The following is a 15,004-nucleotide window of genomic DNA, read 5'->3' as shown; positions in this document are numbered from 1 at the left end:
AGCATAAAACAACTAAAGGGGGATGAAAATGGGAAATTTTAAAATTTATCCGAGGAAATTAAAAGGAGTAGTTAAAATTCCACCATCTAAAAGCATGGCACATAGAGGGGTTATTTGCGCAGCATTAGGAAATGGAATAAGTAAAATAAGAAACATTAGTTATTCAGATGATATAATAGCAACTATTAATGCTATGCGTTCATTAGGAGCTATAATAACTAAAGAAGATGATTATCTTTATATAGTAGGAATAAACTCAAAACAATGTAAAAAGAATATAGATTTAAATAGAACAATAGATTGTAATGAATCAGGTTCTACATTAAGATTTTTAGTTCCAATTTCTTGTGTTTTTGAAGGAAAAAATAGATTTATTGGAAGAGGAAATTTAGGAAAAAGACCTTTGGATACATATTACGATATATTTGATAATCAAAAAATTAAGTATTCATATAAAAAAGGGAAACTTGATTTGAAAACAGAAGGTTTGTTGAAAAATGGAGAATTTAAATTAAGGGGAGATATAAGTTCTCAATTTATTAGTGGATTATTATTTGCTCTACCTCTTTTAGATGGAGATTCAAAAATAATAATAACCACAGAACTAGAATCCAAAGGTTATATTGATTTAACATTAAGTGCTATGCGTGATTTTGGAATTGAAATAATAAATAATGATTATAAAGAATTTATAATTAGAGGAAATCAAACATATGAGAGTGTGGATTATAGGATAGAAGGAGATTATTCTCAAGCAGCATTTTTTTTAGTGGCAGATACATTGGGAAGTGATGTTTTAATAACTGATTTGAATTTAAAATCTTTACAAGGAGATAAAGAAATTATAGATATATTAGAAAAAATGAATGTAAAGATAAAAATTGTTGATAATGGTGTTAAAGTAATACCAAAAGAAAATTTAAAATCAACTATTATTGATGGTTCCCAATGTCCAGATGTAATTCCAGTTGTTTCGTTAGCAGCTAGTTTGTGTGCAGGAAAAACAGAGATAGTAAATGTAGGAAGATTAAGAATAAAAGAATGTGATAGATTAAAAGCAATTACAATGGAGCTAAGTAAATTAGGAGCAAAAATAATTGAAAAAGAAGACAGTTTAATAATTGATGGAGTTAAAAGCTTAAAAGGTGGAGTAAAAGTTTGGAGTCATAAAGATCATAGAATTGCAATGATGCTTTCTATAGCTTCTACAGTTTGTGAAGAGCCCATAATTATAGAAGATTATGAGTGTGTTTCAAAATCTTATCCACAATTTTTTGAAGATTTTAAATCATTAGGAGGAAATTTTGATGAGTGGAATTTGGGGAAATAAATTAAAAATTTCTATATTTGGTGAATCACATGGAAATGCAATAGGTATAACTATAGATGGATTACCAGGTGGATTAGAAATTAATGTTGATAATATTTTAAGAGAAATGTCTAGGAGAGCACCTGGAAAAAGTAAGCTTTCTACAGCTAGAAAAGAAGGGGATATGCCTGAAATTCTTAGTGGACTTTTTGAAGGAAAAACTACAGGAACTCCATTATGTGCAATGATTAGAAACAATGATATGCATTCAAAGGATTATAGAGAATTAAAAGACTTAATTAGACCAGGACATGCAGATTATAGTGGTAAAATAAAATATCATGGTCATAATGACTATAGAGGTGGAGGACATTTTTCAGGAAGAATAACAGCACCGTTAGTTTTTGCTGGTGCTATATGTAAACAAATATTAGAAAAAGAAAAAATATATATAGGTGCTCATATTAAAAGAATAGGAAATGTTGAAGATAAGGATTTTAGTGGAATAAATTTAACTAAAGAACTTATAGAAAATTTGAATAGTGAAGAGTTACCAGTTTTAATAAAAGAAAATGAAGAAAAGATGAGAAATGAAATACTTGAAGCTAAAAAAGATGGTGATTCTATAGGTGGAATTATAGAATGTGGAATTATTGGTGTAAAAGCAGGAATTGGAAATCCATTTTTTGATTCTATAGAATCTACATTAGCACATTTATTATTTTCTGTTCCAGCAGTAAAAGGTGTTGAATTCGGAAAAGGATTTGAAATGAGCAAACTTAGAGGTTCAGAATGTAATGATGAATATTATTATGATGGAGATGAAGTGAAAACCTATAGTAACAATAATGGTGGAATATTAGGAGGAATATCTAATGGTATGCCAATATTATTTAAAACAGTTATAAAGCCAACACCATCAATATCTAAAGAGCAGAGAAGTATAAATATTAGTGAAAAAAAGAATGGTATTATTACAGTTAAAGGAAGACATGATCCATGCATAATCCAAAGGGCGGTACCAGTAATTGAAAGTGTTGCAGCTATTGGATTAGTTGATTTAATACTTTAATAATGATGAAATGAAATTGAGAATGGATAATTAACAATGAAAGAGAAAACTCCAATGGAGTTAAAAATATATAAATTTACTAGAGGTTTATATTAAAATAGTTTATTGTCAATTGAGTAATAAGGGAGAGTGAGATATGGAGAATTTAGATGATTATAGAAAGAGTATAGATGAAATAGATCAAAAGATAACAGCATTATTTGAAGAACGAATGAATGTAGTCCTTAAAGTTGGGGAATATAAAAAGAAAAATAACTTACCTATATTTAATAAGAATAGAGAAGATGAAGTTATTAAAAAGAATTTAGGATATCTTAAAAATAAAGATTATACTAAAGAAACAGAAAAGTTTTTTGAAAAACTAATGGAAGTTTCAAGACAATTACAAAGTAGAAAGATGAATGAAGATGAATTATCAGAAGAGAAAATTAACCAAATAGAATCAAATTATTTAGAAGATAAAAAAGTTGGTTTTTATGGTGTTCAGGGATCTTTTACAGAAGAAGCTATGATTAAATATTTTGGAGAAGACGTAAACTCAAAATCTTATGAGGAATTTGAAGATGTATTTTTAGCAATTAAAAATAATGATATTAATTATGGAATACTTCCAATAGAAAATTCATCAACTGGAGCAATTTCTAGTGTATATGATTTATTATATAAGTATGGATTTTTTATAAATGGAGAAATTTGCATAAAAATAAATCAAAATTTAATTGGAATAAAAGGAAGTAATTTAAATGAAATTAAAGAGTTGTATTCTCACACTCAAGGTTTTCAGCAAACTTCAGACTTTTTAAAGAAATATAATAAATGGAAGTTAATTCCTTTTCATAGTACAGCTGATAGTGTAAAACTAATTAAAGATTTAAACCATAAATCTAAAGCTGCTATAGGAAGTAAGAGGGTTGCTAATATGTATGATTTAGATATTATTAAAGAAAATATTAATAATCAATCTGAAAATTTTACGAGATTTGTAATAATATCTAAAGAATTAGAAGATAACAAAAATTCTAATAAAATAAGTGTTGTATTTTCACTTGAGGATAAAGCTGGTACACTATATAAATTGTTAAGACATTTTGCAGAAAATAATATAAATATGATTAAAATAGAATCAAGACCTATGAAAAATGGTCCTTGGAAGTATTTTTTATATGTTGATTTTGAAGGTAATTTATTATGGGAAAAGGTTAAGAAAGCTTTAAACTTAATTGAACAAAGTAGTGCTTATTTTAAGTTATTAGGAGCATATGAAAAAAATAGATGTTAGAAGAATAATGAAAGGGGGCAGGTATATTGAATTTTTATGGATTACTAGGTGAAAAATTATCACATTCAATATCCCCAATGATTCATAATAAAATTTTTTCACTTTTAAATATTGAAGGAGCATATAAGATATTTGAAGTTGAAAGAGAAGATTTAAGTAAATTTGCAGATTCATTAAGAGTATTAAAAATAAAGGGCTGCAATGTAACAATTCCATATAAAGAAGATATAATGAAGTATTTAGATGAAATATCATTAGAAGCTAAAAAGATAAAAGCAGTCAATACAATACTCTTAAGTAACAATAAATTATATGGTTTTAACAGTGATTATTATGGATTTAATACTATATTAGTAAAAAATAATATTGAAGTTAATGGAAAGGTAGCTATGATATTAGGAACAGGAGGAGCATCTAAAGCAGTAGTTACATTATTATTAGATAAAGGAATTAAAAAGATATATTTAATTTCTAGAACTAAAAAATCAAGATCAATAAGTGAAGATGAAAGAATAGAATATGAAACTTATGAAGATATAAATGATGTAAAAGGTGATATATTAATAAATGCAACTCCAATAGGAATGTATCCTAATTTAAATAATAGTCCTGTTAATGAAAATATTATTAATAATTTTGATGTGTTAATAGATTTAATATATAATCCAAGAGAAACTAAATTTCTTCAATGTGGAAAAAAACTAAATAAAAAAGTTTGTGGTGGCTTAGATATGCTTATAGGACAAGGGATTAAGTCGTCAGAGATTTGGCATGATATGTCTATAAATATTGATATACAAGAAGAATTATATTCATATATAAATAAAGAATTTAAATAAGGAAAATATATTATGAAAAATATAATATTTTTAATTGGAATGCCTGGATGTGGAAAGTCTACCATTGGAGAAATTCTAGCTAAAGAATTATCATTAAAATTTATAGATATGGACATATATATTGAAGAAAAAACATCAAAAACAGTTTCAGAGCTTTTTGAAAAAGGTGAAAACTATTTTAGAGATATAGAAACTGAGGCTTGTAAGGAAATAATAAAGTATGATAATGTGGTAATATCAACTGGTGGTGGAGTAGTAAAAAAAGATATTAATATAAATATTTTAAAAGAAAATGGCTTAGTAATTTTTATTGATAGACCAGTTGAAAGAATTATTTCTGATATAGATGTCTCAAAAAGGCCTCTTTTAAAAGATGGAAAAAAGAGAGTTATTAAGTTATATAATGAAAGATATCATCTTTATAAGAAAGCATCGCATGAAATAGTTATTAATGATAAAACTATAGATAAAGTAGTAACAGAGATTAAAAAAATAATTTATGATAATTAAAATGTATTCTGAAAATTTGATATATCTATGATAGATCAAAGGATTAAATATAAAGTTATTTTAGGTATATGAAAATAAACTAGCATACTAACTAGTTATTTATTTGAATGTGCCTTATGAAGAATAGTAGAATAGTAGAATTAAAAAAATTTTTGAAGTACAGGAGGATTTTAAATGATTATTATTATGAAACCAAAAGCAAGTGAAGAAGAAATAGGAAAGGTTAAGTCTTTTGTTGAAAGTAAGGGATTAGAAACACATATTTCTCAAGGAAGTACTTATTACATTATAGGTATTGTGGGAGATACAGCTGTAATTGATCCTAAAAAATTGCAAGTACTTAAGGGTGTAGACAGAGTAATGAAGGTGCAAGAACCTTTTAAAAAAGCAAATAGAATTTTCAAACCAAATGATACAATAATAGATATAAATGGTTCAATAGTTGGGGGGGGAAAACTTGGAATAATGGCTGGACCTTGTTCTGTTGAATCAGAAGAACAAATAGTAGAAGTAGCTAAAAGAGTTAAAGCATCAGGCGCTAACTTTTTAAGAGGTGGTGCATTCAAGCCAAGAACATCACCTTATAGTTTCCAAGGACTAGAGCTTGAAGGATTAAAATTATTAAAAACAGCTAAGCAAGAAACAGGACTTCCAATAGTAACTGAGATTATGTCAACTGATTACATTGATACATTTGTAGACGAAGTAGATGTAATTCAAATTGGAGCTAGGAATATGCAGAATTTTGATTTATTAAAACAAATTGGTAAAACTAAAAAGCCTATTTTATTAAAAAGAGGTTTATCAGCAACAATCGAAGAATGGTTAATGTCAGCAGAGTATATAATGGCAGGTGGTAATGACAATATAATACTATGTGAGAGAGGTATTAGAACATTTGAGACAATAACTAGAAATACTTTAGATTTGCAAGCAATACCTGTTATAAAAAGACTATCCCATTTACCTATAATTATAGATCCAAGTCATGCAGGAGGATATGCATATTTAGTTGAACCAATGGCAAAGGCAGCAGTAATTGCAGGTGCTGATGGTTTAATGATAGAAGTTCATAATGATCCAGAAAATGCTTTAAGTGATGGACAACAATCACTTACTCCAGATCAATTTGATGGAGTTATGAAGAAAGTTAAAGCAATAGCAAAAATAGAAGGAAAAGAAATTTAATTCTTGGAGGGCTATATATGAAAGTAGTAATAGTAGGTCTTGGTGTAATTGGTGGATCCTTTGCAATGGCATTAAAAGATGCAGGATATAAAGAGGTTTATGGAATAGATAATAATCAAGAGACATTATTGAAAGCTGAAAAGTTAAGTTTAATAAGAAGAGGATATACTGATGGAAATGAAGTTTTGAAAGAAGCTGATTTGATTATAATATCAATATATCCTAAGCTTGTTAAAAATTTTATTAGAAATAATATAGATAATCTTAAAGATGGAGCAGTAATAACTGATGCAACTGGAATAAAGAAGTTATTTATTAATGATATAGTTGACATTTTACCTTCAAATGTAGATTTTGTATTTGGACATCCCATGGCTGGCAGAGAGAAAAAAGGAATAGATTTTGCAAGTAGTGATGTTTTTAAAGGTGCAAATTATATAATAACTCCTACTTCAAAGAATAAAGAGGAAAATTTAAAACTAATAGAAGAGTTAGCATATGAAATAGGATTTAAAAGAGTGAAAAGAATAAATCCAGAATTTCATGATGAAATGATAGGTTTTACAAGTCAATTACCTCATGCACTAGCAGTAGCACTTATTAATAGCGATATAGAGGGTAGAGATACTGGGAATTTTATTGGTGATAGCTATAGAGATTTAACAAGAATAGCTAATATAAATGAAGACTTATGGAGTGAACTTTTTCTAGGTAATAAAGAAAATTTACTTAAATCCATAGAATCTTTTGAAAATGAATTAGATAAAATAAAGAATGCAATTAAAGATGATAATAAAGAATATTTAAAAGAATTATTTATAAAATCAACTAAAAGACGTGAAAAATTATAATTAAAGGATCTGTTTAAGTAATATGTTTATATATGCAGTATGTGTAAAGGTGGGTTTAGTAATTGAACTCAGGTAGCACGGACTATTTTATGCTATTAAAATAACTAAAAAGTAAATCAACCTTAATAAAAAATAGAATATAATATCAATCCTATAAATCAACCTTTTGGTTGATTTATTTTTTTTGCATTTCTATATAATTATGTACATGAAGTATATTAAAAAATAACAAATTAGCATGCTTGTATATTATTTTTTTATGTGCCTAAATCATAATGCAAATCTAGTGTACTTGTTTGTAAACTAGATATATTAGAAAGGATGAAAAAATATGAATTCAATATTAAATGTAGATAATTTAGATAAAAGTTACGGTGAAAAACATGTAGTACAAGAAATATCTTTTAAAGTAAATGAAGGAGAGATATTATGCTTTTTAGGACCAAATGGTGCAGGTAAAAGTACAACTATTAATATTCTTTGTGGAATTTTAGGGTATGATGCTGGTGAGATTAAATATAAAGGTATAAATGTTAAAGAATGCTTAAATAAATTTAAAAAACATTTAGGTGTTGTTCCTCAAGAGTTAGCAATTTATGAGGAGTTAAGTGCAGAGCAGAATGTGAAATTTTTTGCTTCATTATATGGATTAAGGGGAAAAGAATTAGAAGATAAGGTAACCAAAGCACTTAATTTTGTAGGGCTTTTAGAAAGAAGGAAAGATAAATCAAAGACTTTTTCTGGAGGGATGAAGAGGAGATTAAATATAGCTTGTGCAATAGCTCATGAACCAGAACTTGTGATTATGGATGAACCTACAGTTGGGATTGATCCTCAATCCAGAAATCATATTTTAAATTCTATTAAAAAGCTAAGTAAACAGGGCATAACTATTATTTATACTACTCATTATATGGAGGAAGTTGAGGAGATTTCAACACGTATATTGATTATGGATAGTGGAAGCATTATTGCAGAAGGCACAAAGGAGAGTCTTAAAGAAGAAATTTTTGATGATAGACAATTTATTTTAGAATTAGAGGATGATAGAAATCTTAATATAGATGATTTTTATCATATTGAAGGAATTAAAAAAGTAGAAAAGCAGGCAGATCAATTAACAATTACTACATTAAAAAATGTTGAAAATTTGGAAAAAATAATTTCATTAGTCATATCAAGTAAAGCTAAAATTCTAAATTTATTTTGTAGAACAGCAAGTCTTGAAAATGTATTTCTACGTTTAACTGGTAAAAGTTTGAGAGATTAGGAGGGATACAGATGAGAAATTTATTATTAATAAGCAAAGAAGATTTTAAGAATCTGATTAAAAATCCTATGTGGATATTTTATGGAACTCTATTTCCTATTTTATTTGTTTCCATATTAGGTTTTTTAGGAAAGGAAAGTTATGGAAACAATGTGACATCTTATGATTATTATGGAATTACATTAATGATTTATTCTATTTTAAGTAGTGGAATGACTTCAGCCAATGCATTTATGGAGGAGAAAATTAGAAAGCCAAATATGCGCATAGTTTATGCACCAGGAAGTGTTAAGTCAATTTATATTTCGAAAATAATATCATCTTTTGTGTTTTCATGTTTGTGTCATTTGTTTGATATGATAGTACTTTGTATAATGTATCATATTCATATTACTGTAACATTTGAAATCATGATTTTATTTGTTTTAATAGAGTTTTTTTCTGTAGCTTTAGGTGTTATGTTTTGTTGCATCTTTAAGACAGAAGCAATGGCAAATCAACTATTAGGTATGATAATTAATTTATTTGCTGTATTTGGAGGACTTTTATTTCCAATGGATGGGTATGGAAAAATAGTTCGCGGTATTAGTTATCTTTCTCCAGCAAAATGGGTTATGAAAACCACATTTTCTATGATATATGATAACAATTTTTCAATGTTTTATATTACAGCATTAGTTTTAATATTTGCAACTGTAATAGTTTTTGTGGTTTCTGAGAAAACATTTAAAAAGGAGGATTGTATATGTTAGCAATATTTTATAACAACTGGAGAAGAATATTAGCAGAAAAAGCTTATTTAATTGTTGCAATTATGCTTACTATATGTGCAGTTACAGTAGCAATTATATTAACTAATAAAATTGAAGTAAAAGGAAATATTGCAGTTGTATCAACAGATTCTAATATAGAATTTATGAATTGTAAGTATTTTAATATAACAAAATTGGACTCTGAATTACCAAAATCAGAATTGGTTCAAGATAGGTATGATGCTGTAGTTAAAATAAAAGATGGTTCATATAGCATTGATACAATAAAAAGTGATGAATTTAAAGCAATGCTTGATGATGCTCTAGAACATCCTGATACTTTTGTTCCAAATATTGATAAATCAAGAAGAATCGGAACAAATATTATAGGATATATGATGATGTTTTTATTAATGCAGGGAGTTCTTTATGCAAGATTCTTTGCAGAGGATAAAGAAAAACATATGATAGAAAGGGTAGTTATGTCTCCAATATATTTTGTAAAATATTTACTTGGTCATTCATTTTTTATAATTTCAATGATATCTGCCCCTTCATTTATAATTATTGTTGTTGCTAAAATTGTGGGAGTTTCTATAGGTTTTTCGTTACTTCAGTATGCAGGATTAATAGTAATATTAGGAATACTCTCCACAACATTTGCATTATTTTTAAATTCATTGTTTTGCGTAGCAGATACTGCTAATATGATTGGAACTTCAATAATTGTGTTATCTTCTATACTTGCAGGTAGCTTCTATTCATTTGCAAGAAAACAAATTTTATTTAATAAATTATTGAATATTATTCCACAAAAAGATTTTATTAATTTTGTAGATGCACTTGAAAAAGGAGTTGTTTCTAAAAATACTCAATTACAGCTTATATATGTTATTGGATTTTCAGTAATATTATTTATTTTTGCTATTGTTAAGACTAGAAAAGATTATATATATCATGAATAATTATTTTTAATATGTACTAAAAGTAGTATCATTTGTTGCTTGTTCCTATATCTCCATTTACTTATAGAATTTTATGGAATGATTTTGAACAATTATGTTAAAATTACAATACATGATATGAAAGTAACAAGTTGAAAGTAAAATAGAATAGTGTATTGAAGTATTATTTTTTTATATGCATAAAGTAAGGGGATGATTAATCTATGAAATTTGAAGTACCTATCTTATCTGTAAAACTAAAAATGCCACAACCAAGAAAAAATTATATTATAAGAAAAGAATTGTTTCATAGATTAGAAAATATGAAAGAATATAAAGTTACTATTGTAAAGGCAGGTGCTGGATGCGGTAAGACTACTTTACTTTCAAGCTTTGTCAAGGAAACAAAGATGGAAAATGTAAAATGGATTACATTAGATGAAAATGCAGATCAAGCTTTTGTTTTTTGGAATTATGCAATAGAAGTTTTAAAGGATTATTTTGGAGATACAAAAGCAGATTTTCAAACTCTTTTTGATAGTAATATGCAGAAAGATAAGTTGTGGAGAATTATATCTATTTTAATTAATAAATTATTTATAAAAGAAGATATTTTTTTAGTAATTGATGATTTTCAGATGATTTCAGATTCTTTTCTTATTTCTACGATTAATTATTTTATTGAAAATATGTCGGAAAATATACATTTAATACTTCTTACAAGAGAAATACCAGATATATATCTTGGAACACTTGCTATAGAAGGTAATGTAATTATTATTGAAGAAGATGCAATTAGGCTAACGCAAAAAGAGAGTTTGAAATTTTTAACGGAAACATTGAAACTTGATAAAAATGAAGAAAAGATTAATGATATGATAGAAGCTTCAGAAGGATGGATAGGTGGACTTCAATTACTTGCAATAGCATCAAAAGAAAAAAACAGTGAAACAATTAAAACAATAAAACTTTCTAATCGTCTACTTGAGGATTATATTACAAAAGAGATTTTTGAATTTTTAACTAAGGAAGAACAAGATTTTCTAGTAGAAACATCAATTTTAAGATACTTTAGTAAAGAAATATGTAATAACTATCAACCTAAAATTGACTTTATGAGTATGATTGAGTCTATTTTGCAAAAGAATCTTTTGGTTATAAATATTGATGATAATGTAGGCGTTTATAGATATCATTCTATTCTATCTGAATATTTAAAAGGTATTTTCAATAAGTTTGATAATGATAAGAAAGCATACTTGCATAATCTTGCAGCAGATATTTATTATGGATTAGGAGATTATGAGGAAACTTTACACCATCTATTTATTATTAAAGAATATGAAAAAATAATGGAACTAATTCTTAAAATGCCACAAACAGCATTGACATTTTCTTATATTATGAAAGTACCAATGAAGGAAATTATAAAAAATAAGGATTTTGCATATCAATACTTTTTTTATTACTATGCTAGTTTTGATACAGAAGTATGTAAAAAAATATATGATTTTATTAATAAATATATGAAAAATGATAAAACATTTGTGGCATTTAAACATGCAGATATGTTTTTAAATTATAGATTGGAATTAGATAAGGTTAAGATTCTTTCATTAAATCAAATTGATTCATTACCACTTAATCCTGTAACTACTGCATTTTTATTAATAAAGGAAGCTTATTTTTTATTTGCGTCTTCAAAATATAAGGAATCAATAGAATACTTAAATTCAGCAAATCAAGTATATAAACAAACCGGAAATATTTATATAGGATTTTTTATACTATCAGAAAAAGCACAAATTTGTGAGGATATAGGGGACCTAGATACATGTTTTAGTTTATATAAAGAAATGGAATTAATACTTCCAAAGCTTAACTTAGTAGAAACTTGTTATTATATTGGAATTGCAGGAGCATATACCAAAAAACTTGCTCTTAGCAAGACATTTGAGGCATTAGAAAAAGTAAAAGAATTATTAATTAATGATTCATCAACGGTTGATTTTGCTTATCAATATACTTTAGCAGAATATTATTATTTGGTTGGAAATCATGAAATGACAGAAAAGATATTGACGGATATAATGAATAAGGAAATATTTAAGAATATTTATTTTTCTGCAAGGCTTTTAAGATATCCGATTTGTCGTGATAATAATAAAAAATTGGCAAAACAATTTCTAAAGGAATATGAAGATGCTGATGATTCATTGAAGATAATGGAGTGTGATTTACTATATTCTATAATTCAATATGAAAATGGCAATATAGAAAAAGCAAAGAAACTTGTTAATGAGATTACTCAAAAAGCTAGAAAAATGCAGAATAAGTTAAAGATTATAGAATGTGATTTATTTAAAATTCGTATGTTATTGGACATGGAAGGCAACAAAAATGATATTCAAAATCTATTTTTAGAAGCAGTTTCTTATGGAGCAGAAAATGGACTTGCACTTCCATTCTGGTTTGAAAAGAAGACAACTAAGAAAGTAATGGCAGACATGGGTGCAGAATTTAAAAATAAACTTTCATCAGAAGAAATTGACTTTATCTCAAGTATTTTAAATTCAGATGGTAAGAATGGTATAAAAGAAATAAAAAAAAATCAATATGATTTAACAGAACGAGAAAAGGAAGTTTTAAATGAATTAGCAAAAGGAAGTACCAATAAGCAGATTGCAGAAAATCTCTATATTTCACTATCAACTGTAAAATCTCATATTATTAATATTTATGGGAAACTTGGAGTAAATAATAGAGTGGCTGCTGTTAATAAAATATACAATAAAAGATGATGATAAAGAATTTTTAAAGTCTGTGTTTTAGTAAAATATTGATATATGCCTTATGTAAGGTGGCATTGTAATTAGATTTTGAGAATAGTTAAGTGAGAATCTAAATTTCATATTTAGCTTTTCCAACTTACTCAGCGAAATGGAGTTTCATTTTGATAATCACACTTACTGTTTGTTTAAATTTTATATTGGAACAAGCTAAAATAGGACTATACTCATTTTTAGTATTTCTAAGTTTAATTACTAAGTCCACCTTTACTTATGCATATATCAAAATGGTCCTTTAATAAAATTCTTTGCCTGAAATGAATACTTTTTTTATGTTTATATCATCATCAAACAATATTAAATCAGCATCATACCCCTCTTTGATCAATCCTTTATGATGATCTACTTTGCAATGCTTGGCTGGATTATATGAAGCCATTTTTATAATTTCATTTAAAGGTAAATTAGAATTTCTATAGACATTTCTAACAGCTTTATCAAGAGTTAAAACAGAACCAGCTAATGATCCACTCTTAACTCTTGCAACACCTTCTTTTACTATCACATCTTGACCACCTAACTTATATTCACCATCAGGCATACAGCATGCCATCATAGAATCAGTAATTAATAAGATATTATCTGTTCCTTTTTGTTTGTAAGCAATTCTTAATGCTGGATATGATATATGAATTCCATCTGAAATAGTTTCAGTTTTTATATCACTATCAAAGATAGCACCTATAATTCCAGGATTTCTATGATTAAAAGCAGGCATTGCATTATAAAGATGAGTTGAGTGGCAGGCTCCATATTTAATTGCATCTATGGTTTCTTCATAGGTAGCTTTAGTATGACCTAACGAACATACAACTCCATTTTTAGAAAGATATTGTATTAATTCTTTAGAACCATTTATTTCTGGTGCCAATGTAAGTGATATAACACAATCTTCACAGTTTTTAACCATAGATTTATAAGTAGATATTGATGGTGGTAGAATATAATCCGGATTTTGAGCTCCTATTGCATTAGGGTTTATGAAAGGTCCTTCTAAATGAACGCCTAAAACGTGTGCACCTTCTGAACTATTATTTTTTAGAGTTTTTATTGCTTTCATAGCTTTATTAATAGCTTCTATTGAAAAAGTCATAGTAGTAGGAACAAAAGAAGTAGTACCATGTTTAGCTATTGTTTTTGAAATAGTATTAATAGATTCTGTTGTACCATCCATAGTATCACATCCACCAGCACCATGTATATGAACATCTATAAATCCAGGTGAAATGTACAAACCTTTTGCATCTATAGTGTTTTTATCTTCAAGATTATGCGGATTTATTTTTTTTATTTTGCCATTTTCAATAAGAATAGAACCAGATTCTATTTTATCTAAATAAATAATATTACAATTTTTTATTAACATTTTATTACCTCCATAATATTCAAATTTAATATTAAAAAAGTTTTAATATGTAAGTTATAAAAATAAAAAATAAATAAAAAATTAATTTATAATTTAATAAATCAATATAAATTACAAGAGTAAGTTATATTTTTTTTGTCAAAAAATATAATTATTTTAAAGGAGGAATTTTTATGAAATATGTTAATTTTATTTTATTGGCAACTTTTTTAGCTTTTTCAACAATGTATATATATAACATATTTATTTTAAAAAGTGCAGGAAAAGAGAATTTAAAAGTTTCTAGTTTATTAATGTTATTTAGTATTCCTATAGCTATATTTATACTTATAGTTATGAGTTTATTCTTAAATTTAACAAACTGGATATTACCAGTATATATATCTAATTATAAAATATTCATTATATCTTTTGTTAGTATATTTACAATTTTTATCGGAGAATTTATTATTAAAATATTTTTATCGAATACAGTTAGTAGTTATTTTAATAAAAAATACAAGAGTGGTAATTTATCAGAAAATAAAATGATGGAGATAATAAGAAATAAACATAATATTATAGAGATATTTAAATTTATTTTAATGTTTACTATAAGTTTAGCTGTATATAGTGTATTATTTAAAATTTTAGGAATTATTAGAATGATATTTATAATAATATTAGTATCTATAGTTACTAGTATATTGTATTTTTTTATGTTTAAAAGTAATAAAAATTTAAATAAATAAATTTATTTAAAACATATTGACACAATATTTGTAAAGGTTTAACA

At 26.2% G+C, this 15,004-nt stretch carries 13 protein-coding genes; 12 read left to right on the top strand and 1 reads right to left on the bottom strand.

The features are described from left to right. Window positions 1–28: 28 nt before the first annotated feature. The 11 genes from aroA to BGI42_RS12470 all read left to right on the top strand — a co-directional run bounded on the left by aroA (window position 29) and on the right by BGI42_RS12470 (window position 12,815). On the top strand, window positions 29–1,330 hold the full coding sequence (gene aroA, locus BGI42_RS12520; RefSeq protein ID WP_069680619.1) for a 3-phosphoshikimate 1-carboxyvinyltransferase: 1,302 nt from the start codon (window positions 29–31) through the stop codon (window positions 1,328–1,330). Beyond that, on the top strand, window positions 1,308–2,381 hold the full coding sequence (gene aroC / locus BGI42_RS12515; RefSeq protein ID WP_069680618.1) for a chorismate synthase: 1,074 nt from the start codon (window positions 1,308–1,310) through the stop codon (window positions 2,379–2,381). The genes aroA and aroC overlap by 23 nt, the downstream gene beginning before the upstream one ends. 136 nt (window positions 2,382–2,517) lie before the next feature. Beyond that, window positions 2,518–3,660 (top strand): prephenate dehydratase, encoded by a 1,143-nt coding sequence (gene pheA / locus BGI42_RS12510; protein WP_069680617.1) that lies wholly within the window; start codon window positions 2,518–2,520, stop codon window positions 3,658–3,660. A 26-nt stretch (window positions 3,661–3,686) separates the two neighbouring features. Further along, window positions 3,687–4,499 (top strand): shikimate dehydrogenase, encoded by an 813-nt coding sequence (gene aroE, locus BGI42_RS12505; protein WP_069680616.1) that lies wholly within the window; start codon window positions 3,687–3,689, stop codon window positions 4,497–4,499. 12 nt (window positions 4,500–4,511) lie between these two features. Continuing rightward, entirely contained in the window at window positions 4,512–5,009 is a 498-nt protein-coding gene (locus BGI42_RS12500) for a shikimate kinase (protein ID WP_069680615.1), read from the top strand. Window positions 5,010–5,183: 174 nt separating this feature from the next. Beyond that, a complete protein-coding gene (gene aroF, locus BGI42_RS12495) occupies window positions 5,184–6,197 on the top strand; it encodes a 3-deoxy-7-phosphoheptulonate synthase (RefSeq protein WP_069680614.1) in 1,014 nt (337 codons plus the stop codon). A 17-nt stretch (window positions 6,198–6,214) separates the two neighbouring features. Then, window positions 6,215–7,048, top strand: a complete 834-nt coding sequence (locus tag BGI42_RS12490) for a prephenate dehydrogenase (protein WP_069680613.1) — start codon at window positions 6,215–6,217, stop codon at window positions 7,046–7,048. Window positions 7,049–7,379: 331 nt separating this feature from the next. Next, window positions 7,380–8,318 carry an ABC transporter ATP-binding protein gene (locus tag BGI42_RS12485; protein WP_069680612.1) on the top strand — a complete coding sequence of 313 codons (939 nt, stop codon included), beginning with the start codon at window positions 7,380–7,382 and terminating at the stop codon, window positions 8,316–8,318. 11 nt (window positions 8,319–8,329) lie between these two features. After that, window positions 8,330–9,070 (top strand): ABC transporter permease, encoded by a 741-nt coding sequence (locus BGI42_RS12480; protein WP_069680611.1) that lies wholly within the window; start codon window positions 8,330–8,332, stop codon window positions 9,068–9,070. Then, window positions 9,064–10,035: an ABC transporter permease gene (locus BGI42_RS12475; RefSeq protein ID WP_069680610.1), complete on the top strand. Its 972-nt coding sequence runs from the start codon at window positions 9,064–9,066 to the stop codon at window positions 10,033–10,035. The genes BGI42_RS12480 and BGI42_RS12475 overlap by 7 nt, the downstream gene beginning before the upstream one ends. A gap of 203 nt (window positions 10,036–10,238) precedes the next feature. Next, window positions 10,239–12,815: a helix-turn-helix transcriptional regulator gene (locus BGI42_RS12470; protein ID WP_069680609.1), complete on the top strand. Its 2,577-nt coding sequence runs from the start codon at window positions 10,239–10,241 to the stop codon at window positions 12,813–12,815. A gap of 283 nt (window positions 12,816–13,098) precedes the next feature. On the opposite strand, the gene nagA is transcribed toward BGI42_RS12470, so the two are convergent. Then, window positions 13,099–14,229 (bottom strand): N-acetylglucosamine-6-phosphate deacetylase, encoded by a 1,131-nt coding sequence (gene nagA / locus BGI42_RS12465; protein ID WP_069680608.1) that lies wholly within the window; start codon window positions 14,227–14,229, stop codon window positions 13,099–13,101. A gap of 173 nt (window positions 14,230–14,402) precedes the next feature. On the opposite strand from nagA, the gene BGI42_RS12460 reads away from it, so the two are divergent. Then, window positions 14,403–14,960, top strand: coding sequence for a hypothetical protein (locus BGI42_RS12460; protein ID WP_069680607.1), 558 nt, complete (start codon window positions 14,403–14,405; stop codon window positions 14,958–14,960). Window positions 14,961–15,004 lie beyond the last annotated feature (44 nt).

This window comes from Clostridium taeniosporum, from assembly GCF_001735765.2.
In the GTDB taxonomy this organism is placed as follows: domain Bacteria; phylum Bacillota; class Clostridia; order Clostridiales; family Clostridiaceae; genus Clostridium; species Clostridium taeniosporum.
Note: the sequence above shows the minus strand (reverse complement) of the source record. Positions and strands in the feature narration are given on the sequence as shown.